The organism is Geobacillus sp. CAMR5420, from assembly GCF_000691465.1.
Lineage (GTDB): Bacteria > Bacillota > Bacilli > Bacillales > Anoxybacillaceae > Geobacillus > Geobacillus thermoleovorans.
This window is the reverse complement of the sequence record NZ_JHUS01000002.1, coordinates 1-23,489: the sequence shown is the minus strand read 5'-3', so window position 1 is coordinate 23,489 and position 23,489 is coordinate 1. Positions and strand designations below refer to the sequence as shown.

The window sequence follows — 23,489 nt, the reverse complement described above, 5'->3', positions numbered from 1 at the left end:
GGTGTCAAGATGGAATTAACGTTAGCAGCACTAGAAAACATGAAATTGAAGGAGCTGTATGAGCTCGCCAAGCAATACAAAATTTCATACTACAGCAAGTTGACGAAAAAGGAGCTTATTTTTGCGATTTTGAAAGCGCGTGCCGAACAAGACGGCCTCTTTTTCATGGAAGGCATCCTCGAAATCATTCCGTCGGAAGGATTCGGCTTTTTGCGCCCGATCAACTATTCCCCGAGCTCGGAAGACATTTACATTTCCGCTTCCCAAATCCGCCGTTTTGATTTGCGCAACGGGGATAAAGTATCCGGCAAAGTGCGGCCGCCGAAAGAAAATGAACGCTACTTCGGCTTGCTTCATGTCGAAGCGGTCAACGGCGAAGACCCGGAAGTCGCCAAGGAGCGCGTTCACTTTCCAGCGTTGACGCCGCTTTACCCGAATCGGCAAATGAAGCTGGAGACAACGCCGGACAAGCTGTCGACCCGCATCATCGACTTGATCGCTCCCGTCGGCTTTGGCCAGCGCGGGTTGATCGTCGCGCCGCCGAAAGCTGGCAAGACGATGCTGCTGAAGGAAATTGCCAACAGCATCACCACAAACCACCCGGATGTCGAGTTGATCGTCTTGCTCATTGACGAACGGCCGGAAGAAGTGACCGACATCGAGCGGTCGGTGCAAGGCGATGTCGTCAGCTCGACGTTTGATGAGGTGCCGGAAAACCATATTAAAGTGGCCGAGCTTGTCTTAGAACGGGCGATGCGATTAGTTGAGCATAAGCGTGACGTCGTCATTTTAATGGACAGCATCACCCGCCTCGCCCGGGCGTACAACTTGGTCATTCCGCCGAGCGGACGCACGCTCTCAGGAGGGATCGACCCAGCGGCGTTTCATCGCCCGAAGCGGTTTTTCGGCGCGGCGCGCAACATCGAAGAAGGCGGCAGCTTGACGATTTTGGCGACCGCCCTCATTGACACCGGGTCGCGCATGGATGACGTCATTTACGAGGAATTTAAAGGCACCGGCAACATGGAGCTCCATCTTGACCGCTCGCTCGCCGAGCGCCGCATTTTTCCGGCGATTGACATTCGCCGCTCGGGAACGCGCAAAGAGGAGCTGCTCATCCCGAAAGAACATTTGGAAAAGCTGTGGGCGATCCGCAAAACGATGGCCGATTCGCCCGACTTTATCGAGCGGTTTTTGAACAAATTGCGCCGGACGAAGTCAAACGAAGAGTTTTTCGCCTTGCTCGATCAGGAGTGGAAACAGGGCGGCCCGCCCCGTCTGTAGGCAGTTGGCGGAATTTGCCGCGAATCGCCCGTTGCAAACTGACAGAAAAGCTGTTATAATCTTAACATGTGTGTTTTGGCTATCGCCTTTTGGTTTGTGCGATCCGTGATTTGCACCGGCTGGGTTCGCTTCGGTGGAGTCCCAGCTGTTCCATGCGCTGCGCCTTGCCAAACGGGCGGGCGCGCATAAGCATGAAGCGTTCCATGCTACGAATCACTCTGTTTCGATAAGATACAGGGCGGAAGGAGATGAAAACGATGAAACAAGGCATCCATCCAGAGTACAAAAAAGTCATCGTCCGTTGCGCATGCGGCAACGAATTCGAAAGCGGTTCGGTCAAAGACGAGCTGCGCGTGGAGATTTGCTCGGAATGCCATCCGTTCTTCACGGGCAAACAAAAATTTGTTACGGCAGCGGGCCGCGTGGATAAATTCAATAAAAAATACGGCCTTAAGTAACAAGGACGTGACGAAAGCAGGCAAGCGAAACTTGCCTGCTTTTTCGTGAGAGCATATAGATGCAACGGAGAAGTTTACCATATCTTTGACGGAAAAGCGGTTTGCCCCTTTTCGACTGTCGGAGGAAAGCCACAGGCTTCTCCGTCACGACTTGGCGTGACGGAGGACCGAACAACCGCCTGCTTCACAGACCCATATATGGGTCTTTAAGCGGCGTTGTTCGGTCGCCCGACAGTCGATCAAATACTCGGTAAAAGTTGCAAATCGTAAAGCTTCAAATTGCATCTATACAGATGGAAGGCCGGTTGCTTACAAGGCTGATCCCGCTGATCGTCGCGATGGCAGACGGCAAGGAGCGGCCGATGGTTTGAGGACAGTGTTGTGTGAAAGGAGAGGCCCCAATGTACGTGATGACGCAGTCCGGCTGGCTTGAGGTCATTTGTGGATGCATGTTTTCCGGCAAATCAGAAGAATTGATTCGCCGCGTCCGCCGCGCTCAGTTTGCCAAGCAGGAAGTGAAAGTGTTCAAACCGACGATCGACAATCGTTATAGCGAAGACGCAGTCGTGTCGCACAACGGCAATTCGGTGATCGCCATTCCGGTCGCGACGCCGGCGGAAATGTTCCGCTACATTTCCGCCGCCACCGACGTCGTCGCCATCGATGAAATACAGTTTTTTTCCGACGACATCATCGATGTGGTGCAAACGCTCGCTGATTGCGGCTGCCGCGTCATCGCCGCGGGGCTCGACCAAGATTTTCGCGGCGAACCGTTTGGCCCCGTGCCGGCGCTGATGGCGATCGCGGAGTCGGTGACGAAGCTGCAGGCGGTTTGCACGGTATGCGGTTCCCCGGCCAGCCGGACGCAGCGGCTCATTAACGGGGCGCCCGCCTCTTATGACGATCCGGTGATTCTCGTCGGCGCCAGCGAGGCGTACGAGCCTCGCTGCCGCCATCACCATGAAGTGCCTGGCAAACCGAAAAAGCGATACAACCGCCCGCTTGCTGGACATACGGGTGAGTGATGGTGAGGCGGTCACTGATGTTGTTTGGCCGCTTTCATCGGCCAAGTGGCGAAGCGCAGCCATCGTTGATGGAAACGGTGCATATTCGTATGTTTCGCCGACCGAGAAGGGCGGAAGCGGCGCCATCATTCTCGCCCGTCTCGTGCGTCCATTCGCTATGGGAGGAAAAAGCGTTTGGCATGCGGCTCGTTCATCATTGATCGTTCGCTTGACTAGGCTGCCCCTTTTGTTCGTTCGCCGCAAAATAGACGAATGATGGCAGAAAGATTTATGGCTTGCCGTGTATCATGGACGGGCGATCATGGACATCCTAACAGCTAAGGAGGCGAAAAAGGATGAGACGCATCTGGCTGTTAGGAATGATCTTCCTGCTTTCGGCCTGTTCGCTCGCTCCGGATCATCCGTCCTACCGCCAGCAAAGCGAGGACAAAAACGGCGCGCGGCTGATGACGGACGGGCGGCCGAAGATCGACGCTGACAGAGACTTGTACAACAACTTCGACGATCCGGAAAACGTGCGGCAAAACCCGAATTTTATCAGCTTGACCGAAGGAAGCGAAAACCAGCGCGCCGATACGCGCAAGGCAGCACAACTCATCGAGCGGTACACCGATTACCACGCCGACTCCATCTGGTTTCACGGCGGCAATATGTATGTGACCGTTGATGCACCGGAAGAGCTGTCTGACGAGGAGCGGCAGCGCGAGGCGCAACGCATTGACAAGCTGCTGACAAAAGCGATCCCGACATACGAGATCATCGTGCGCGTCAACTGAGAGCTCCCGCTTGCCAAAAGCGGGGGTTTTTGTTTGGCTTCATTTCATGCTATAATCTAAAATTAGACTGTGTGGGAAAAACAGAGGTGAATGATGTGTTTGATCGGTTGGAAGCTGTGGAGCAACGGTATGAAAAGCTCAATGAACTGTTGATGGACCCCGACGTCATCAACGATCCGAAAAAGCTGCGCGATTATTCGAAAGAGCAGGCGGATTTGGAAGAAACGGTGCAAACATATCGCGAATACAAATCCGTTCGCGAGCAGTTGGCTGAAGCGAAAGCGATGCTCGAAGAAAAGCTGGAACCCGAGCTGCGCGAGATGGTGAAAGAGGAGATCAGCGAGCTGGAAGAACGGGAAGAGGCGCTCGTTGAAAAGCTGAAAGTGTTGCTTTTGCCGAAAGATCCGAACGATGAGAAAAACGTCATTATGGAAATCCGCGCGGCCGCCGGCGGCGAAGAGGCGGCGCTGTTTGCCGGCGACTTGTACCGGATGTATACGCGCTATGCGGAATCGCAAGGGTGGAAGACGGAAGTGATCGAAGCGAGCCCGACCGGCCTCGGCGGCTATAAAGAAATCATTTTTATGATCAACGGCAAAGGGGCGTATTCAAAGCTGAAGTTTGAAAACGGCGCGCACCGCGTCCAGCGCGTCCCGGAAACGGAGTCAGGCGGGCGCATCCATACGTCGACGGCGACGGTCGCCTGCCTGCCGGAGATGGAAGAAATCGAAGTCGAAATCAATGAAAAAGACATTCGCGTCGACACGTTCGCCTCAAGCGGACCGGGTGGGCAAAGCGTCAACACGACGATGTCGGCCGTGCGCCTCACCCATATTCCGACCGGCATTGTCGTCACGTGCCAAGACGAAAAATCGCAAATCAAAAACAAAGAAAAAGCGATGAAAGTATTGCGCGCCCGCATTTACGACAAATACCAGCAAGAAGCGCGCGCTGAATACGACCAAACGCGCAAGCAAGCTGTCGGCACCGGCGATCGTTCTGAACGCATTCGCACGTACAACTTCCCGCAAAACCGCGTCACCGACCACCGCATCGGACTGACGATCCAAAAGCTCGATCAAGTGCTCGATGGGCATTTGGATGAAATCATCGAGGCGCTCATTTTGGACGACCAAGCGAAAAAATTGGAGCAAGCGAACGATGCGTCGTAACGTACATGAAGTCCTCGCCTGGGCTTCTTCTTTTTTGCGCGCCCACGGAAAAGAGGAGCGGGCGGCGGAGTGGCTATTGTGCCACCATTTGCGCACCGATCGGGCCGGGCTGTTCGCCCGTTGGCGCGAGCCGGTCGACGAAGCGGTATATGAACGATTTGCGGCCGATGTGCGCCGCCATGCGGTGGACCATGTGCCGATTCAATATTTGATCGGCTATGAATCGTTTTACGGCCGGTTGTTTCTTGTCAATCGCCATGTGTTAATCCCGCGCCCGGAAACGGAAGAACTGGTGCTTGGCGTCCTAAAGCGGGTGCCGCGTCTATTTGCTGGTCGGAAGCGGATCGATGTCGTTGACGTCGGCACTGGCAGCGGGGCGATCGCCGTGACATTGGCGCTGGAGAACAAAGCGTTGTCGGTGACCGCAACCGATATTTCCGAAGCGGCGCTCGCGGTCGCCCGTGAAAACGCCCGGCGGCTCGGGGCGAACGTTTCATTTTTGTGCGGCGATTTGCTGCAGCCGATCATGGCCATGGGGTGGACGGTCGATGTCGTCGTTTCCAATCCACCGTACATTCCAGAGACGGACGCCGCTATGCTTTCCCCGGTCGTCAAAAACTATGAGCCGCACACGGCGCTCTTTGGCGGCCGCGATGGGCTCGATTTTTACCGCCGCTTCGCCCGCGAGTTGCCGCTTGTGCTCGGCGCGCCGGCGCTTGCCGCTTTTGAAGTCGGCGCCGGGCAAGGGGAAGCAGTGGCGGCGCTCTTGGCCGCAGCGTTTCCAGAAGCCGAAGTGGAAGTCGATTTTGACCTCAACGGCAAAGACCGGATGGTGTACATGACGCGGCCGAAAAACGGGAAAACGTGTTAGATTGATAGGTTTAAAAACGAGCGGCGCCGTCCACAATGAAAGGTGAAAGGACGGTGCCGATGATGACCATCAAAGGAAATGCCATTGCCATATGTTTATATATCATTCTATTAACGACAGGCGTACTCGTCGAGCTGTACGGCCACAAGACGGACGCCGGGGCGAACGCGGCGGTCGCCATCCCTGATGAGGCAATCCGCCTGCGCATTTTAGCCAACAGCGACGCCGATGAAGACCAACAATTGAAGCGAAAAGTGCGTGATGCGGTCAATGCGCAAATCAACGGCTGGGTGGCCGAACTCACTTCGTTTGAGGAAGCAAAGCGCGTCATCCGCTCTCACCTGCCGGACATCGAGCGGACGGTCGCCCGCGTGTTGCGCGATGAACAAAGCAATCAAACGTACAAAGTGGAGTTTGGCCCGGTTCATTTTCCGACGAAAGTGTACGGCAACTACGTATATCCGGCTGGCATCTATGATGCCGTGCTGATCACACTTGGGGAAGGAAAAGGAGCAAACTGGTGGTGCGTTCTGTTCCCGCCGCTTTGTTTTCTCGATTTTTCCAACAGCGATGCCGTCATGATGGAGGCGAACCGATCGCCTGCAGGAACGAATGAACCGGTGTCGGCTGAGAGCGTCCGGTCAATGGAAGCCGGGTCGAAGCAAAACAGCGAGTCGGCCGAAGCGGAAGCTGAGGCGATGCGAAGCGGCGAGCAGGCCATCGAGCGGGACGAACCGAAAGAGGAGAGGGGTGCGATGGCGGAAACCGAAGATCGCGCCGCTTCGTCCATCCATGCGGATGGCGAGAAAGACAAAGGGCACACTGATGATCAAGACTCGTCCTTCGTCGTCATGGCCGAGCCGGAACAGCCGGTGGAAGTAAAATTTTTCTTCAAAGAGTGGCTCAGCCATCTCATTCCATAAGCATCTATCCACAAAGTTATCCACAAAAATAACAAGTTTATTCACAATTTGTGTATAACTGTGGAAAGGCATCGGGCGGCGATCTGACGCTTGTAAAAAAAGCCGCCATTTTCAAGGCGAATCACGGCGATGGAGAAGGTGAAACGATTGAAAACGCGTGTTTGGGTTGTGGATAATATTGTTGATAAACAGCAAGTTTATCCACAAATACGAGAGGCGGTTGAATGGCTGCGGGCCGGGGAAGTTATCGCATTCCCGACGGAAACGGTGTACGGGTTGGGGGCCGATGCGGCCAATACAGCCGCGGTGGAAAAAATTTTCGCCGCCAAAGGGCGGCCGAGCGACAATCCGCTCATCGTTCATGTCGCCAGCATGGCCCAAGCGGAGGCGGTAGCCGCCTCGATCCCGCCGATGGCGAAAACGTTGATGGAGCGGTTTTGGCCGGGGCCGCTCACGTTAGTATTGCCAAAACGGGCCAAAGCGGTGTCTGAACGGGTGACGGCCGGGCTGCCGACGGTGGCGGTGCGCATGCCGGATCACCCGCTGGCGCTGGCGTTGATCGAGGCGAGCGGCTTGGCGTTGGCCGCCCCGAGCGCGAATCGGTCAGGAAGGCCGAGTCCGACGACGGCGGCGCACGTGCTTGCCGATTTAGACGGGCGGATCGCCGGGGTGATCGACGGCGGGCCGACCGGCGTGGGCGTTGAATCGACGGTGCTCGATTGCAGTGGGGGCGTGCCGACGATTTTGCGCCCGGGAGGAGTGACGAAAGAGGCGCTTATTGAAGCGATCGGCCGCGTTGAAGAGGCCGCTGCTGTGGATGACGAGGCGGCGCCGAAAGCGCCGGGGATGAAATATACGCATTATGCGCCGAAAGCGCCGCTTTGGATCGTCGCCGGCCCGCCCGCGTTTTTGCAGCGGCTTGTCGATGAAAGCCGGGCGGAAGGGAAAACGGTCGGCGTGTTGACGACCGAGGAGAACCGGGATCAGTATGCGGCCGATGTCGTGCTGCCGTGCGGAACGCGCCAGGCGCTTGAGACGGTCGCGAGCCGGCTGTACGACACGCTGCGCCGATTTGATGAAACGAACGTCGATCTCATTTACAGCGAGGCGTTTCCGGAAGAAGGAATCGGCGCGGCGATCATGAACCGGCTCCGCAAAGCAGCCGGCGGACGCGCCATCAGCGAACAGCGGAAATGAAAGGACGGCCGTCTGTATAGATGCAGCGAACAAGTTTCACATATCCTGGTCGAAAAAGCAGCTTGTCTATTTTTTGACGGTCGGAGGCAAGCCGCAGGCTTCTTCGTCGCGCCTTGGCGTGACGGAAGACCGAACGGAAACGCGCTTCACAGATCCATGTATGGGTTTGGAAGCGGCGTTGTTCGGTCGTGCGACAGTCGAGAAAACGGCTCTGCAAACGGTAAGGTTCAAATGGCAACTAGAGGATTTGGGGGATGCCGTTTCCAAGCGCGAAACCGGTCTGTTGTGGACCGGTTTTTTCTTTTCCGTCCGCCCGTCAATCAGGCGGCGCCCATTGGCTGCCCGCTCTGCTTCTAAACTGCCCTGGACGTGCATATGTTTAGCAATAAGGCCGGTCCGGGAGGGAAGAAACATGGGCGCATTCATCGGCGAAATCATCGCGCTGTCAATGATGGCGCTGGCGCTGGGCATGGACGCGTTTTCAGTCGCTTTAGGAATGGGGCTGTTGCGCCTCCGGCTGCGGCAAATGTTTTATATCGGGTTGACGATCGGCTTGTTTCATATTCTCATGCCGCTTGCTGGCATGGCGGTCGGCCGCTTGCTGTCGCGCGAGTTCGGAAGTGTCGCGACATACGCGGGCGGGGCGCTGCTGTTATGGCTTGGCGGGCAAATGATCATCGCCTCGTTCCGGAGGGACGATGGCTCACCGCTGTTTCCTCGTGGGGTGGGGTTGCTTTTTTTTGCGTTCAGCGTCAGCCTAGACAGCTTTTCCGTCGGGCTGAGCCTCGGCATTTTCGGAGCGCGGACGATGGTGACGATTTTGCTGTTTGGTCTGTTCAGCATGGTGCTGACATGGGTTGGGCTTTTTGTCGGCCGCCATTTTCAGCAATGGCTCGGTTCGTACAGCGAAGCGCTCGGCGGCAGCATTTTGCTGGCGTTCGGGCTTAAGCTGCTTTTTCTATAAACGGCGGCAGGCGGTTTTCCTTCAGTGGAAAAAAGCGGACGGCCTGCTTTTTTGCGGCTCTTCACCAAAAGTTGTACTTGATTTTTTCTGAACATACCCTATTTACGCTTGTGAGGGAAAATCAGCACTTTTTGCCTATCCTTACGCAGGAAACCGCATTGCTTGTCAAGTACATGTTGTGGTGAAGAGCCTTTTTTTGCTCTTTTCCCTATGGTATATTGATGGTAAGTCATTGATGTGAAGAGGTGGTTGTATGCCATACCGCATTTTGTTCGTCTGCACGGGCAATACGTGCCGAAGCCCGATGGCCGCTGCATTGTTGGAGAATAAGCAGCTGCCAGGCGTCGAGGTGAAATCGGCCGGCGTGTTTGCGGCGGAAGGGAGCGAGGCGTCGGTTCACGCCAAGACGGTGTTGAAGGAAAAAGGAATCGAAGCGGCCCACCGCTCCTCGCAGCTGAAAAAAGAGCATATCGACTGGGCGACGCACGTGCTGGCGATGACATCCGGCCATAAAGAAATGATCGTCGAGCGTTTCCCAGAAGCGAAGGACAAAACGTTTACGTTGAAGCAGTTCGTCTCGGGAACAGACGGCGACATCGCCGATCCGTTCGGCGGGCCGATTGAAGTGTACCGGGCGGCGCGCGATGAGCTGGAGAAGCTCATTGACCGCTTGGCGGAAAAGTTGCAAACAGAACAATGAGGTAAAGAAGTGAGGGGGAACACAAATGGGGGGGACAAGTCATCGGTTCGGTTTGCGCCTGAAGCTCGTCGTCTTTACGACAGCGTTGGCGCTGATCACGTATTCAACGAGCGCCTTTTTCTTGTACGTTTTGTATGATCAGTGGTTCGCCTCATGGAACAAAAGCGTGTTCACGATGATCGTGTTGCTCCTTGGCATCTTTTGGTCCGGAGTGCTTGCCTATTTGGCCGCTGGCTGGATTACAAGGCCGCTGCAACGGCTCGAGGAAGCGGCGGCAAAGGCGACGGAAGGGCATATCGATGAGGATGTTCCGCTGCCCTCTTCCCATGACGAAATTCGCTCGCTGGCTGTCGCGTTCAACCGGATGCTCGGCCATTTGCGCGCAGTCGTCGCCAATGTGGAAGAGAGCGCAGCGCGCACGACGGAAAAGACGGCGGAAATGAGGCAGGCGTCCGAAACAGCGTCAAACCGTGCACGCGATATTGCAGCGACGATTGACGACATTTCCAAAGGGGCGGCGTCTTCGGCCGAGGCGATTCAAGAGGCGGCTGCGGCGGCCGAGGATGTGCTTGCCATCGCCGTGCAAGTCAAAGAAACAGCCGAGCGAGCGGAACAGTCGGTATATGGGATGGCCGAAACGTTGAAGGCAAGCCGCGATATCACCGATTCGCTCATTAGCGGCATCGATCAGCTGGCTGACGATCAAGAACGGTCGCGGGCGGCTGTCAAGCAGCTCGAAGCACACGCCAATCAAATCGGCAACATTACGTTGCTTGTCGCGGACATCGCCGAACAGACGAACTTGCTTGCGCTCAATGCTTCCATTGAGGCAGCCCGCGCCGGCGAGCACGGCCGGGGGTTTGCCGTTGTCGCCGAGGAAGTGCGCAAGCTGGCGGATGAGAGCGCCAAGGCGGTCAAGAAAATCGCGGAACTGGTCGGCAACATTCAAAATGAAGTCGCCCGTGTGGTGGCGCAAATGGACAAGCAGGTGGCTGCTGCCAACGCTGAGGCGGCGAAAGGGGAGCGCACGAATGAGGCCATTGCGGCCATGGCGGCCTCAGCTGATGAAGTGATCCGCGCCGTCCATGACATCGCTGAGCTGGCGAAGCGTCAAATGGGGCATATGGAGCGGGCCGCGGCGCAGACGCAAGAAGTGGCGGCGATTGCTGAGCAGACGTCCGCCGGCGCGCTCGAAGTTGCGGCGGCGACCGAGGAGCAGGCCGCATCGATCAACGATGTGCATCAACTGGCTGGCGAGTTGGTTGAACAGGCCGAACAATTGCAGGCGGCTGTCGCCCGGTTCCGCACCCGTTGATGCACATGCAAATATGATTCATCGAAAGGAGGAAGGGCGATTCCTCCCTGGCTTTCGCTATCACTGCGAAGCCTAGGGCTCCCCGCCCGAACGTGATGAAAGTCGCGATTGCTTCTGACCATGGTGGAGTTCGCATTCGTGAGGAAATTAAAGCACTGTTGGATGAAATGGGAATCGAGTACACCGATTTTGGCTGCGATTGTGAAACATCGGTCGATTACCCGGATTACGCGCTTCCCGTCGCGGAAAAAGTGGCGCGCGGCGAATTTGATCGCGGCATTTTGATCTGCGGCACCGGCATCGGCATGACGATTGCCGCCAACAAAGTGAAAGGGGTGCGCTGCGCCCTTTGCCACGACGTCTACAGCGCCAAGCTGACGCGCATGCATAATGACAGCAACATTCTCGCGATGGGGGAGCGCGTCATCGGCCCCGGCCTGGCGCGCGAAATCGCCAAGGCATGGCTTGAGACCGAATTTGAAGGCGGACGCCATGCGCGGCGAATCGGCAAAATCGCCGAGTATGAAAATAAGCATTTGTAGGCGGAACCAGGGCCGCATCGGAGCGGATGCGGCCTGTGGGCCATAAGCGAAAGGTGTGGGCGTCTAGCTTCATGAGGGCAGCAGCGCAAAGGCTGGGAATTCGGCGATGTTCACAACAAACGCTGTTCATCTTTCGCGAATCATTGGTGAAAATACTAGAAGGCCATTGAAAAACAGCCGTTTTTTTTGAAATGGATGATTCTCAAGTGAAGGAAGAGCAGCATGTATAAGGTTTCTCCATTTGAAAAGCAACGTGATGGAGCCGCATTTTTCGTTACATCACCAGACTTCTAGTGTTCGTCAAGGATCGTGTGGGGCACACCGTGCGAAGGAGGGAAGGGAATGGACGCACGATTGACCGAATGGCGGCAGCAATGGCAAGCCATCTTGCATGAGTTTCGCAAACAGGCTCCGCTTGGCCGCGGCGATGTCGTTGTGATCGGCTGCAGTACGAGCGAGGTGCTTGGCGAGCGGATCGGCACGGCTGGATCGATGGACGTTGCCGCCATGCTGTTTGCCGAGCTTGACGCGTGGCGGCGCGAAACCGGCATTGCGCTCGCGTTTCAATGTTGTGAACATTTAAATCGGGCGCTTGTTGTCGAACGGGAAACCGCCAAAACTCACGGGCTGGAGATCGTTTCGGTCGTTCCGGTGCCGAAAGCGGGTGGGGCGATGGCCGCCTACGCCTATCGAAAGTTCGCTGACCCGGTCGTTGTCGAGGCGATTCGCGCCGATGCCGGCATTGACATCGGCCATACGCTCATCGGTATGCATTTGAAGCCGGTTGCCGTTCCCGTGCGCGTTTCGGTGAAGCACATTGGATCGGCGTGCGTGACGCTGGCGAAAACGCGGCCGAAGCTGATCGGCGGCGCCCGAGCGGTCTACTCGTTGGAAAATCCGAATGATTCCTGTTCTTTCTAGCGGTTTCATTCATTTTTTCTTTGAATTTGCCTAGCTGAAGCTGATAAAATAAAAACGAATATTCACTGATTTCGCATAAGGGGGAGCTATTGATGAATTACTTGCCACAACAAGATCCGCAAGTGTTCGCCGCTATTGAGCAAGAGCGGAAGCGGCAACATGCGAAAATTGAACTGATCGCCTCGGAAAACTTTGTCAGCCGCGCGGTCATGGAAGCGCAAGGGTCGGTGCTGACGAACAAATATGCGGAAGGCTATCCGGGACGCCGCTACTACGGCGGTTGTGAATATGTCGACATCGTCGAAGAGTTGGCGCGCGAGCGAGCGAAGCAGTTGTTTGGAGCGGAGCATGTGAACGTCCAGCCGCACTCCGGGGCGCAGGCGAACATGGCCGTTTATTTCACCGTTCTTGAGCACGGCGACACGGTGCTTGGCATGAACTTGTCGCACGGCGGCCATTTGACGCACGGCAGCCCGGTCAATTTCAGCGGCATTCAGTACAATTTTGTCGAATACGGCGTCGATCCGGAAACGCATGTCATTGACTATGACGACGTGCGCGAAAAAGCGCGCCTTCACCGGCCGAAGTTGATCGTCGCCGGCGCGAGCGCCTATCCGCGCATCATCGACTTCGCCAAGTTCCGCGAGATTGCCGATGAAGTCGGCGCCTATTTAATGGTTGACATGGCCCATATTGCAGGTCTTGTTGCGGCAGGTGTTCATCCGAATCCAGTGCCGTACGCCCATTTCGTTACGACGACGACGCACAAAACGCTGCGCGGTCCGCGCGGCGGGATGATTTTATGCCAGGAGCAGTTCGCCAAACAGATCGACAAAGCCATTTTCCCTGGCATTCAAGGCGGCCCGCTCATGCATGTCATTGCCGCCAAAGCCGTCGCGCTCGGCGAAGCGTTGCAAGACGACTTTAAAGTCTACGCGAAGCGCGTCGTGGAGAATGCCAAACGGCTCGCAGCCGCCTTGCAAAACGAAGGATTCACTCTCATTTCCGGCGGCACGGACAACCATTTGCTGCTTGTCGATTTGCGCCCGCAGCAGCTGACCGGGAAAACGGCGGAGAAAGTGCTCGATGAGGTTGGGATTACGGTCAACAAAAACACGATTCCGTACGATCCGGAAAGCCCGTTTGTCACAAGCGGCATCCGCATCGGCACGGCCGCGGTCACGACGCGCGGCTTCGGATTGGAAGAGATGGACGAAATCGCCGCCATCATCGGCCTTGTGCTGAAAAACGTCGGCAGCGAACAAGCGCTTGAGGAAGCGCGCCAACGCGTCGCCGCTTTGACGGAAAAGTTTCCGCTCTATCAAGACTAAGCGCCGCCGCTTCGTCCGAAACCGTACGGTGCACCGCCTCCGGATTTGGCGGTGCGCCTTTTTCCGTTCGTTCGGCAGTTGAATAGGCGCTCGTTTTCCAGTAGAATGTATAGAAGTGCAGCGCATACATACGGAAGAGGAGAGTTGACCCATGGGAAAAGTGTACGTCTTTGATCATCCGCTCATCCAGCATAAATTGACCTACATTCGCGACAAGAATACGGGCACGAAAGAATTTCGCGAGCTTGTCGACGAAGTGGCGACGTTGATGGCGTTTGAAATTACACGTGATCTGCCGCTTGAGGAAGTCGAGATCGAAACCCCCGTCAGTAAAGCCAGAGCGAAAGTGATCGCCGGCAAAAAACTGGGCGTCATTCCGATTTTGCGCGCCGGCATCGGCATGGTTGACGGCATCCTGAAGCTCATCCCGGCGGCGAAAGTCGGCCATATCGGCTTGTACCGCGATCCCCAAACATTAAAGCCGGTCGAATATTACGTCAAGCTGCCGAGCGATGTCGAAGAGCGCGATTTTATCATCGTCGACCCGATGCTCGCAACCGGCGGATCAGCGGTGGCGGCGATCGATGCGCTGAAAAAGCGGGGTGCGAAAAGCATTAAATTTATGTGCCTGATCGCGGCGCCGGAAGGAGTCAAAGCGGTGGAAACGGCCCACCCGGATGTGGACATTTACATCGCTGCCCTTGATGAGCGGTTGAACGACCACGGCTATATTGTCCCTGGTCTTGGCGACGCCGGCGATCGGCTGTTTGGCACAAAATAACAGCTGCAAGGCGCCCCGCGCCGCGCGGGGTTCGCATTCCATCGAGCGGCGGAGAGGGTGCCTTGCCCATGCGTCAGTTAAGCGCTTGCATCGAATAGGCCGCGGCAGAAAGATGGCGCTGAGAAACCGCTCCGTTTGCAAAGCCAAGTATATATATTATAGATGCAACGAAGAAGTTTAACATATCCTTGACGGAAAAGCGGTTTGCCCCTTTTCGACTGTCGGAGGAAAGCCACAGGCTTCTCCGTCACGCCTTGGCGTGACGGAGGACCGAACAACCGCCTGCTTCACAGACCCATATATGGGTCTGGAAGCGGCGTTGTTCGGTCGCCCGACAGTCGATCAAATACTCGGTAAAAACTGCAAATGGTAAAGCTTCAAATTGCATCTATATAGAATCATGAAAAGGAAAATAGGCTAAAAATAAAATATATCATTATACATCATCATTGTGAGAAGAAAATGAGAAATTGTCACAAATTATTAATATTTGCCCTATGTGAATGAGGTTTTACGTGGAAACACATTGACATTGACCAGGCCGTATTGTATCCTTTACAAGGGGTAGATTGAGAAGGTTTTCATTATGTTAAAGGGTGTGTTGGCATGTCCCCAAAACAGCGCCACCCGTTTCAAGCCATGGCGTTGATGTCCGCCATCGTCTCCCAACTTGTTGGTTCGATTTTGGTCGGCGTTTTCGGCGGGAGATGGATCGATGATCGATTTGGCACCGAGCCGATCTTTTTGATCGTCGGCCTTTTGCTTGGACTGGCGGCCGGCGTGTATGCGATGTTGCGCTTGATCCGCCAATATTTCTCTGGGGAGCAATAAAATGGGAAATCTTCAAGCGATGTTTTGGCGGCAAGTTCGATACATATTGTATTTGCTCGCCATCTATACGCTCGGCTTTGGATTTACGCCGTATAAAACCGTTTTTCTCAGCTTGATTCTCGGCACATCGATCAGCCTCCTCATGGTTTGGAACTTAACCTGGAAAATCGAAAAATTCGGACAAGCGGTGGCGGCGCGCAAAAAAGTGCGCACATTAGGCACCTTATCGCGTTTGGCGCTTGCCGCATTGGCTGCTGTCATTGTTCTGACGTATCCGCAATATTTTCATATCGTGCCAACCGTTTTGGGATTAATGACATCCTACATTGTCATTATAATAGATTTCTTCTTTCACAAATGGAAAAACGACAAGCTGCAGGCATGAAAGCGAGGTGAGAGAGGATGGAGCATAAAGCGCCGCTTGTCGAATTTTTAGGCCTTACGTTTAATTTATCTGATATGTTGATGATTACGATCACCTGTTTGATCGTTTTCATCATTGCTGTTGCGGCTACTCGCTCGCTTCAGCTGCGCCCGACGGGGATGCAAAACTTTATGGAGTGGGTCTTTGACTTTGTTAGAGGCATCATTAACAGCACGATGGATTGGCAAACGGGCGGCCGCTTTTTGACGCTGGGGGTCACGCTCATCATGTATGTGTTTGTGGCCAATATGCTTGGACTGCCGTTTTCCGTCCATGTCAACGGCGAACTTTGGTGGAAATCGCCGACCGCGGATGCGACCGTTACGTTAACGCTGGCGGTGATGGTCGTCGCCCTCACCCACTACTATGGGGTGAAAATGAAAGGGGCATCCGACTATTTGCGCGATTACACCCGTCCAGTCGCCTGGTTGTTCCCGCTTAAAATCATCGAAGAGTTTGCCAACACGCTGACGCTCGGTTTGCGTCTTTTCGGGAACATTTACGCCGGGGAAATTTTGCTTGGCTTGCTCGCCAGCCTTGGCACGCATTACGGTGTGCTTGGCGCTGTTGGCGCAGCCATTCCGATGATGGTGTGGCAAGCGTTCAGTATTTTTGTCGGAACGATTCAGGCGTTCATTTTTACGATGTTAACAATGGTTTATATGGCTCATAAGGTCAGTCATGACCATTGAGCATTCCTTATCATTTCATTAAGGACTTGAAACATTACTTTAACATGGTGAAGGAGGATCTATCAACATGAGTTTGGGTGTACTTGCAGCTGCGATTGCGGTAGGTTTGGGGGCGTTAGGCGCCGGCATCGGCAACGGGTTGATCGTCAGCCGTACCATTGAAGGGATTGCTCGTCAACCAGAATTGCGTCCGGTTTTGCAAACGACGATGTTCATCGGGGTTGCGTTGGTTGAGGCGCTTCCGATCATCGGTGTCGTCTTCTCGTTCATTTACTTAGGTCGATAAGAAATCGATATGGAAAGTGATGGCGAAGTTCGTGTCAACGACCACCTTCGCCATTCCTTTATGTGCGGTTTTGCGAGACCGCATCGGTGCGATAGCTGTCGAAAGGAGTGAAACGCGGTGTTGTGGAAGGCAAACGTATTGGTGCTCGGCGAAGCGGCGCATGGCATCAGCGGCGGCACGATTATTTACCAATTGCTGATGTTCATTATTTTGCTGGCCTTGCTGCGCAAATTCGCTTGGCAGCCGTTAATGAATATCATGAAACAACGTGAAGAACATATCGCGAACGAAATCGACCAGGCGGAAAAACGCCGTCAAGAAGCAGAAAAACTTCTTGAAGAACAGCGCGAACTGATGAAGCAGTCGCGCCAAGAAGCGCAAGCGCTCATTGAAAACGCGCGCAAGCTGGCTGAAGAGCAGAAAGAACAAATTGTCGCCTCGGCCCGTGCGGAAGCGGAACGGGTGAAAGAAGCGGCGAAAAAAGAAATCGAGCGTGAAAAAGAACAGGCGATGGCCGCGCTCCGCGAACAAGTGGCCTCGTTGTCTGTCTTGATCGCCTCAAAAGTGATTGAAAAAGAGCTGACCGAGCAAGATCAACGCAAGCTGATCGAAGCGTACATCAAAGACGTTCAAGAGGCAGGAGGAGCGCGATGAACCAAGAAGTGATCGCCAAACGGTACGCGTCCGCTTTGTTCCAAATCGCGCTCGAACAAGGACAGCTTGATCGAATCGAAGAAGATGTTCGCGCCGTGCGCCAGGCGTTGGCGGAAAACGGCGAGTTTTTATCGCTTCTTTCGTATCCGAAACTTTCCTTGGATCAGAAAAAAGCGCTCATCCGCGAAGCGTTCGCCGGTGTGTCCACCCCGGTGCAAAACACGCTTCTCCTTCTTCTGGAGCGCCATCGCTTCGGCCTTGTGCCCGAGCTGGCGGAACAGTTTCTCGCCCTCGTCGACGATGCGCGTGGCATCGCCAAGGCGGTCGCCTATTCGGCGCGGCCGTTGACGGACGAAGAACTGCGGGCGCTTTCCGACGTCTTTGCCCAAAAAGTCGGCAAACAGACGCTTGAGATCGAAAATATCATTGATCCGGAACTCATCGGCGGCGTGAAGCTGCGCATCGGCAACCGCATTTACGACGGCAGCGTCAGCGGGCAGCTTGAACGGATTCGGCGGCAGCTGATCGGCTAACATTTGAAGACAGGGGTGAAAGGCATGAGCATTCGAGCGGAAGAAATCAGCGCGCTCATTAAGCAGCAGATTGAAAACTATGAATCGCAAATCCAAGTGAGCGACGTCGGCACCGTCATCCAAGTCGGCGACGGGATCGCGCGCGCTCATGGGCTCGATAACGTCATGTCCGGCGAGCTCGTCGAGTTTGCCAACGGCGTGATGGGCATGGCGTTGAACTTGGAAGAAAACAACGTCGGTATCGTTATTTTAGGACCGTACACCGGCATTAAAGAAGGGGACGAAGTGCGCCGTACGGGCCGGATCATGGAAGTGCCCGTTGGGGAAGCGCTCATCGGCCGCGTCGTCAACCCACTCGGTCAGCCTGTTGACGGATTAGGGCCGGTGGAAACGACGGAAACGCGCCCGATCGAGAGCCCGGCGCCGGGCGTTATGGACCGGAGATCGGTGCATGAGCCGCTGCAAACCGGGATTAAAGCGATCGACGCGCTCGTGCCGATCGGCCGCGGCCAGCGCGAACTCATCATCGGCGACCGGCAAACAGGGAAAACGTCCGTCGCCATTGACACGATCATCAACCAAAAAGACCAAAACATGATTTGTATTTATGTCGCCATCGGGCAAAAAGAATCGACGGTCCGCACCGTTGTCGAAACGCTCCGCAAACACGGCGCGCTCGACTATACGATCGTCGTCACCGCTTCGGCGTCGCAGCCGGCTCCGCTTTTGTTCTTGGCGCCGTATGCCGGTGTGGCGATGGGCGAGTATTTCATGTATAAAGGCCAACACGTGTTAGTGGTCTATGACGATTTATCGAAACAAGCCGCGGCATACCGTGAATTGTCGCTCTTGCTTCGCCGTCCGCCGGGCCGTGAAGCGTATCCGGGGGATATTTTCTACTTGCACTCCCGCCTGCTTGAGCGCGCAGCGAAATTGAGCGATGCCAAAGGCGGCGGTTCCTTGACCGCGCTTCCGTTCGTCGAAACGCAAGCGGGCGATATTTCCGCGTACATTCCGACGAACGTCATCTCGATTACGGACGGGCAAATTTTCTTGCAATCGGACTTGTTCTTCTCCGGCGTCCGCCCAGCGATCAACGCAGGGTTGTCCGTTTCGCGCGTCGGTGGGGCAGCGCAAATCAAAGCGATGAAAAAAGTAGCCGGGACGCTCCGTTTGGACTTGGCCGCTTACCGTGAGCTGGAGGCGTTCGCCCAATTCGGCTCCGACCTCGACAAGGCGACGCAAGCGAAGCTCGCCCGCGGGGCGCGCACGGTCGAAGTGCTGAAGCAAGATTTGCATCAGCCGATTCCGGTCGAAAAACAAGTGTTGATCATCTATGCATTGACGCGCGGCTTTTTGGACGACATTCCGGTTGAAGATGTGCGCCGTTTCGAGAAAGAGTTTTACTTGTGGCTCGACCAAAACGGCCAACACTTGCTTGAGCACATCCGCACGACGAAAGATCTTCCGAACGAAGACGATCTCAATAAAGCGATCGAAGCGTTCAAGAAAACGTTTGTCGTTTCACAATAAGGCCGGCGGGGGCATATCGCCCCCTCACGCCTGTTAGAACCCGTGCAGCAAAAAGGTGGTGAAACCTTTGGCATCGTTACGCGATATTAAAACGCGCATCAATGCGACGAAGAAGACAAGCCAAATTACAAAAGCGATGGAAATGGTCTCGACGTCGAAGCTGAACCGAGCGGAGCAAAACGCGAAATCGTTCGTTCCATATATGGAGAAAATTCAAGAAGTCGTGGCCAATGTGGCGCTTGGCGCCGGCGGCGCTTCGCATCCGATGCTCGTTTCGCGCCCGGTGAAAAAGACCGGGTATCTCGTGATCACGTCGGACCGCGGTCTGGCTGGCGCGTACAACAGCAACGTGCTGCGCCTCGTGTACCAAACGATCCAAAAACGCCATGCTTCTCCGGACGAATATGCGATCATCGTCATCGGCCGCGTCGGGTTGAGCTTTTTCCGCAAGCGGAACATGCCGGTCATTCTCGACATCACCCGCTTGCCGGACCAGCCGTCGTTTGCCGATATTAAAGAAATCGCCCGCAAAACGGTTGGGTTATTCGCCGACGGTACGTTTGACGAGCTGTATATGTATTACAACCATTACGTAAGCGCGATCCAGCAAGAGGTGACGGAACGGAAGCTTCTGCCGCTCACTGACTTGGCGGAGAATAAGCAGCGCACGGTGTACGAATTTGAACCGTCGCAAGAAGAAATTTTGGACGTCTTATTGCCGCAGTATGCGGAAAGCCTCATTTACGGCGCATTGCTCGATGCAAAAGCAAGCGAACACGCCGCCCGCATGACGGCGATGAAGAACGCAACGGACAATGCGAACGAGCTCATTCGCACATTGACGCTTTCCTACAACCGCGCTCGGCAAGCGGCGATTACGCAAGAAATTACGGAAATTGTCGCCGGAGCAAACGCCTTGCAATAGGGGACTAGCAAGTTAGGAGGGAAAACGATGACAAGAGGACGCGTTATCCAAGTCATGGGTCCGGTTGTAGACGTCAAGTTTGAGAACGGCCACTTGCCGGCGATCTACAACGCCCTGAAAATTCAACATAAAGCGCGCAACGAAAACGAAGTCGACATCGACTTGACATTGGAAGTCGCCTTGCACCTTGGCGATGATACGGTACGGACGATCGCGATGGCGTCCACAGACGGCCTCATCCGCGGCATGGAAGTCATCGATACCGGTGCACCGATTTCGGTGCCGGTCGGCGAAGTCACGCTTGGCCGCGTGTTCAACGTCTTGGGCGAGCCGATCGACTTGGAAGGCGACATTCCGGCTGACGCCCGCCGCGACCCGATTCACCGTCCGGCGCCAAAATTCGAGGAATTGGCGACGGAAGTCGAAATTTTGGAAACGGGGATTAAAGTCGTTGACTTGCTTGCCCCGTATATTAAAGGCGGAAAAATCGGTTTGTTCGGCGGCGCTGGCGTAGGAAAAACGGTCTTGATTCAAGAGCTGATCCACAACATCGCCCAAGAGCACGGCGGGATTTCCGTCTTTGCTGGCGTCGGCGAACGGACGCGCGAAGGAAACGACTTGTACCATGAGATGAAAGATTCCGGCGTCATCAGCAAAACGGCCATGGTGTTCGGACAAATGAATGAGCCGCCGGGGGCGCGGATGCGCGTCGCCTTGACCGGCTTGACGATGGCCGAATACTTCCGTGATGAACAAGGCCAAGACGTGTTGCTCTTTATCGATAACATCTTCCGTTTCACGCAGGCCGGTTCGGAAGTGTCGGCGCTGTTAGGCCGCATGCCGTCGGCCGTTGGTTACCAACCGACATTGGCGACGGAGATGGGTCAATTGCAAGAGCGGATCACGTCGACGGCGAAAGGATCGATCACCTCGATTCAAGCGATTTACGTCCCGGCCGACGACTATACGGACCCGGCTCCGGCCACGACGTTCTCGCACTTGGATGCGACGACGAACCTGGAGCGGAAGCTCGCGGAGATGGGGATTTATCCGGCCGTTGACCCGCTCGCTTCGACATCGCGTGCGTTGGCGCCGGAAATCGTCGGCGAGGAGCACTACCAAGTCGCCCGCAAAGTGCAGCAAACGCTGCAACGTTATAAAGAATTGCAAGACATCATCGCCATCTTGGGGATGGATGAACTGTCGGATGAAGACAAACTCGTCGTTCATCGCGCCCGCCGCATCCAGTTCTTCTTGTCGCAAAACTTCCACGTGGCGGAGCAGTTCACGGGCCAACCGGGCTCCTACGTGCCGGTGAAAGAAACAGTGCGCGGCTTTAAAGAAATTTTGGAAGGCAAATACGACCATCTTCCGGAAGATGCGTTCCGCTTAGTCGGCCGCATTGAAGAAGTCGTTGAAAAAGCGAAAGCGATGGGTGTCGAAGTGTGACCCGGGATAGGGGGATTGGACAATGAAAACGATCCACGTGAGCGTCGTTACTCCTGATGGCCCGGTGTACGAAGACGATGTTGAGATGGTCAGCGTCAAAGCGAAAAGCGGCGAGCTCGGCATTTTGCCGGGGCACATTCCGCTTGTCGCCCCGCTCGAGATCAGCGCGGCCCGGCTGAAAAAAGGCGGCAAAACGCAATACATTGCCGTCAGCGGCGGCTTTTTGGAAGTCCGCCCGGACAAAGTGACGATTTTGGCTCAAGCTGCTGAACGGGCGGAGGACATTGACGTCCTCCGCGCCAAAGCGGCGAAAGAGCGGGCGGAGCGCCGCCTGCAAAGCCAGCAGGATGACATCGACTTCAAGCGGGCTGAACTGGCGTTAAAACGCGCCATGAACCGTTTGAGTGTTGCGGAAATGAAGTAAAAAGCAGGGGAAAACTCCCCTGCTTTTTTTGATGAAAACAGAAGAATCGTCCGTCAAGGAGAGAGGCAAACGCTCTCTCTTTTTTCGTTCCTCGCATTCCGTCGTTTCAACAAAGATGAAGCGCTTACATGAATGGATACAGTGTTGACAGTGTTAACTTGAAGTTTTGCTGACACGGCTGGATATAAATGTTATAATGAAATCGAAGGAATTATTGAAAAATTTCATCATTAACACCATACGTATGTAGTAAACCGGAAGGGGGCGAGCTGGTTGAGCAACATCTATGCAAACAGTTATTTGGTCATCTTCGTCTTCCTTTGCCTCGGTGTGTTGCTGCCGATCGGGGCGCTCACGGCCGGGCGGTGGCTGCGGCCGCACGTGCCGAGTGATGCAAAGGCGACAACGTATGAAAGCGGTAACAATCCCTTTCACGACTCGCGCGTTCAGTTCCAAGTTCGGTACTACCTATTTGCCTTGCTGTTTGTCATTTTCGATATCGAGACGGTGTTTTTGTACCCGTGGGCTGTTGTCTATGACCAACTCGGTTTGTTCGCGTTGGTGGAAATGATCATTTTCATCGTTTTGCTTGCCATTGGCCTTATCTATGCTTGGAAAAAGAAGGTGTTACGATGGATGTGAAATGGGAGGGTTTTTCTGGCGTCGAAATGGAAGAAGTGAAGCGAAACGTCTTTTTGACGACGTTGGAACAGTTGAAAGGATGGGCCCGAAGCAGTTCGCTTTGGCCGTTGACGTTCGGCCTTGCCTGTTGCGCTATCGAGATGATGGCGGTCGGCGGCGCCCATTACGACCTCGACCGGTTCGGTTCGTTTTTCCGCGCCTCGCCGCGGCAGGCGGACGTCATGATTGTCTCGGGCACGGTGACGAAAAAAATGGCGCCGCTCTTGCGCCGGTTGTATGACCAAATGCCCGAACCGAAATGGGTCATCGCCATGGGTTCGTGTGCGACAGCCGGCGGCCCGTACGTCAAATCGTACAGCGTCGTCAAAGGCGTCGACCAAATTGTCCCGGTGGACGTGTACATACCAGGCTGTCCGCCGAACCCGGCAGCGCTCATCTACGGTATTCATAAATTAAAAGAAAAAATCCGACTGGAAGCCAAAACGGGGAAGAAGGTGCTGTAACCGATGGATGAAGAAAAAGATTTGGCCCAGCGAAAAAAAGAAGCCGCTGAGCGGGCAAAACAGCTGGCGCGCGAACGGCTCGCGGCTAGGCAGGCAGATGAACAGGCCAAGTCAGCCGCCGAAACGGGCAGTTTGAAAACGCCCCCGAATTCGAATGGCAGCCAGCTCGAAACAACGAAGGGAGAGGCAACGGAACCGGCATCGGCCGACGATCTTGCATTGGCGAAAAAACGAGCAGCCGAGGAAGCGAGGGCGAAGGCGGCGGAACTGCGGAGACAGCGCGAGGCGGCTGCGTCCGGTGCGTCGACAGGGGACGACCTTGAGGCGGCGAAG

28 protein-coding genes and 1 pseudogene are annotated in these 23,489 nt (G+C 55.1%); all 29 read left to right on the top strand.

Annotated features, from left to right (window positions below):
- Positions 1-9 precede the first annotated feature (9 nt).
- On the top strand, positions 10-1,284 hold the full coding sequence (gene rho / locus DI44_RS16355) for a transcription termination factor Rho (protein WP_011232849.1): 1,275 nt from the start codon (positions 10-12) through the stop codon (positions 1,282-1,284).
- A gap of 257 nt (positions 1,285-1,541) precedes the next feature.
- Positions 1,542-1,742 (top strand): 50S ribosomal protein L31, encoded by a 201-nt coding sequence (gene rpmE, locus DI44_RS16360; protein WP_011232848.1) that lies wholly within the window; start codon positions 1,542-1,544, stop codon positions 1,740-1,742.
- 401 nt (positions 1,743-2,143) lie between these two features.
- On the top strand, positions 2,144-2,767 hold the full coding sequence (locus DI44_RS16365; protein ID WP_033024476.1) for a thymidine kinase: 624 nt from the start codon (positions 2,144-2,146) through the stop codon (positions 2,765-2,767).
- Between the two features lie 17 nt (positions 2,768-2,784).
- Positions 2,785-2,967, top strand: a complete 183-nt coding sequence (locus DI44_RS16370; RefSeq protein ID WP_014196961.1) for a hypothetical protein — start codon at positions 2,785-2,787, stop codon at positions 2,965-2,967.
- A gap of 135 nt (positions 2,968-3,102) precedes the next feature.
- A complete protein-coding gene (locus tag DI44_RS16375; RefSeq protein ID WP_011232846.1) occupies positions 3,103-3,543 on the top strand; it encodes a hypothetical protein in 441 nt (146 codons plus the stop codon).
- 95 nt (positions 3,544-3,638) lie between these two features.
- Positions 3,639-4,715: a peptide chain release factor 1 gene (prfA, locus tag DI44_RS16380; RefSeq protein WP_031406635.1), complete on the top strand. Its 1,077-nt coding sequence runs from the start codon at positions 3,639-3,641 to the stop codon at positions 4,713-4,715.
- Complete coding sequence (prmC, locus tag DI44_RS16385; protein ID WP_015376070.1) at positions 4,705-5,586, top strand: peptide chain release factor N(5)-glutamine methyltransferase; 882 nt, start codon at positions 4,705-4,707, stop codon at positions 5,584-5,586. The genes prfA and prmC overlap by 11 nt, the downstream gene beginning before the upstream one ends.
- A gap of 59 nt (positions 5,587-5,645) precedes the next feature.
- A complete protein-coding gene (spoIIR, locus tag DI44_RS16390; protein WP_033024491.1) occupies positions 5,646-6,509 on the top strand; it encodes a stage II sporulation protein R in 864 nt (287 codons plus the stop codon).
- 129 nt (positions 6,510-6,638) lie between these two features.
- Positions 6,639-7,706 carry an L-threonylcarbamoyladenylate synthase gene (locus DI44_RS16395; RefSeq protein WP_013146615.1) on the top strand — a complete coding sequence of 356 codons (1,068 nt, stop codon included), beginning with the start codon at positions 6,639-6,641 and terminating at the stop codon, positions 7,704-7,706.
- A 412-nt stretch (positions 7,707-8,118) separates the two neighbouring features.
- A complete protein-coding gene (locus DI44_RS16400) occupies positions 8,119-8,670 on the top strand; it encodes a manganese efflux pump MntP family protein (protein ID WP_011232841.1) in 552 nt (183 codons plus the stop codon).
- A 253-nt stretch (positions 8,671-8,923) separates the two neighbouring features.
- A complete protein-coding gene (locus DI44_RS16405; RefSeq protein ID WP_013146612.1) occupies positions 8,924-9,370 on the top strand; it encodes a low molecular weight protein arginine phosphatase in 447 nt (148 codons plus the stop codon).
- A 25-nt stretch (positions 9,371-9,395) separates the two neighbouring features.
- Positions 9,396-10,685, top strand: coding sequence for a methyl-accepting chemotaxis protein (locus DI44_RS16410; RefSeq protein ID WP_033024473.1), 1,290 nt, complete (start codon positions 9,396-9,398; stop codon positions 10,683-10,685).
- 95 nt (positions 10,686-10,780) lie between these two features.
- The gene (gene rpiB, locus DI44_RS16415; protein WP_033024472.1) at positions 10,781-11,227 is read left to right on the top strand and encodes a ribose 5-phosphate isomerase B; all 447 of its coding nucleotides are present in this window, start codon (positions 10,781-10,783) and stop codon (positions 11,225-11,227) included.
- Between the two features lie 342 nt (positions 11,228-11,569).
- Positions 11,570-12,148 (top strand): TIGR01440 family protein, encoded by a 579-nt coding sequence (locus DI44_RS16420; RefSeq protein WP_013524809.1) that lies wholly within the window; start codon positions 11,570-11,572, stop codon positions 12,146-12,148.
- Positions 12,149-12,240: 92 nt separating this feature from the next.
- Positions 12,241-13,479, top strand: a complete 1,239-nt coding sequence (glyA, locus tag DI44_RS16425; protein ID WP_014196952.1) for a serine hydroxymethyltransferase — start codon at positions 12,241-12,243, stop codon at positions 13,477-13,479.
- Between the two features lie 151 nt (positions 13,480-13,630).
- On the top strand, positions 13,631-14,260 hold the full coding sequence (upp, locus tag DI44_RS16430) for a uracil phosphoribosyltransferase (RefSeq protein ID WP_011232835.1): 630 nt from the start codon (positions 13,631-13,633) through the stop codon (positions 14,258-14,260).
- A gap of 606 nt (positions 14,261-14,866) precedes the next feature.
- The gene (locus DI44_RS16435; RefSeq protein WP_015376065.1) at positions 14,867-15,091 is read left to right on the top strand and encodes an AtpZ/AtpI family protein; all 225 of its coding nucleotides are present in this window, start codon (positions 14,867-14,869) and stop codon (positions 15,089-15,091) included.
- Position 15,092: 1 nt separating this feature from the next.
- Positions 15,093-15,476 carry an ATP synthase subunit I gene (locus DI44_RS16440; RefSeq protein ID WP_015376064.1) on the top strand — a complete coding sequence of 128 codons (384 nt, stop codon included), beginning with the start codon at positions 15,093-15,095 and terminating at the stop codon, positions 15,474-15,476.
- A 17-nt stretch (positions 15,477-15,493) separates the two neighbouring features.
- Entirely contained in the window at positions 15,494-16,207 is a 714-nt protein-coding gene (atpB, locus tag DI44_RS16445) for a F0F1 ATP synthase subunit A (protein WP_015376063.1), read from the top strand.
- A 67-nt stretch (positions 16,208-16,274) separates the two neighbouring features.
- Positions 16,275-16,493, top strand: a complete 219-nt coding sequence (atpE, locus tag DI44_RS16450) for a F0F1 ATP synthase subunit C (RefSeq protein ID WP_011232830.1) — start codon at positions 16,275-16,277, stop codon at positions 16,491-16,493.
- Between the two features lie 120 nt (positions 16,494-16,613).
- A complete protein-coding gene (locus tag DI44_RS16455) occupies positions 16,614-17,147 on the top strand; it encodes a F0F1 ATP synthase subunit B (protein WP_198527184.1) in 534 nt (177 codons plus the stop codon).
- Entirely contained in the window at positions 17,144-17,680 is a 537-nt protein-coding gene (locus DI44_RS16460) for a F0F1 ATP synthase subunit delta (RefSeq protein ID WP_011232828.1), read from the top strand. The genes DI44_RS16455 and DI44_RS16460 overlap by 4 nt, the downstream gene beginning before the upstream one ends.
- A 24-nt stretch (positions 17,681-17,704) precedes the next feature.
- A complete protein-coding gene (atpA, locus tag DI44_RS16465; protein WP_011232827.1) occupies positions 17,705-19,213 on the top strand; it encodes a F0F1 ATP synthase subunit alpha in 1,509 nt (502 codons plus the stop codon).
- 67 nt (positions 19,214-19,280) lie between these two features.
- Positions 19,281-20,138, top strand: coding sequence for an ATP synthase F1 subunit gamma (atpG, locus tag DI44_RS16470; RefSeq protein WP_011232826.1), 858 nt, complete (start codon positions 19,281-19,283; stop codon positions 20,136-20,138).
- A 27-nt stretch (positions 20,139-20,165) separates the two neighbouring features.
- Positions 20,166-21,587, top strand: coding sequence for a F0F1 ATP synthase subunit beta (gene atpD / locus DI44_RS16475; protein WP_011232825.1), 1,422 nt, complete (start codon positions 20,166-20,168; stop codon positions 21,585-21,587).
- Between the two features lie 22 nt (positions 21,588-21,609).
- On the top strand, positions 21,610-22,011 hold the full coding sequence (locus DI44_RS16480) for a F0F1 ATP synthase subunit epsilon (protein WP_011232824.1): 402 nt from the start codon (positions 21,610-21,612) through the stop codon (positions 22,009-22,011).
- 273 nt (positions 22,012-22,284) lie between these two features.
- The gene (locus tag DI44_RS16485; protein WP_033024470.1) at positions 22,285-22,653 is read left to right on the top strand and encodes an NADH-quinone oxidoreductase subunit A; all 369 of its coding nucleotides are present in this window, start codon (positions 22,285-22,287) and stop codon (positions 22,651-22,653) included.
- Complete coding sequence (locus tag DI44_RS16490; RefSeq protein WP_011232822.1) at positions 22,644-23,156, top strand: NADH-quinone oxidoreductase subunit B; 513 nt, start codon at positions 22,644-22,646, stop codon at positions 23,154-23,156. Before DI44_RS16485 ends, DI44_RS16490 begins: the two co-directional genes overlap by 10 nt.
- A 3-nt stretch (positions 23,157-23,159) precedes the next feature.
- Positions 23,160-23,489 (top strand): annotated as a pseudogene (locus DI44_RS0116820) (NADH-quinone oxidoreductase subunit C); the annotation flags it as partial.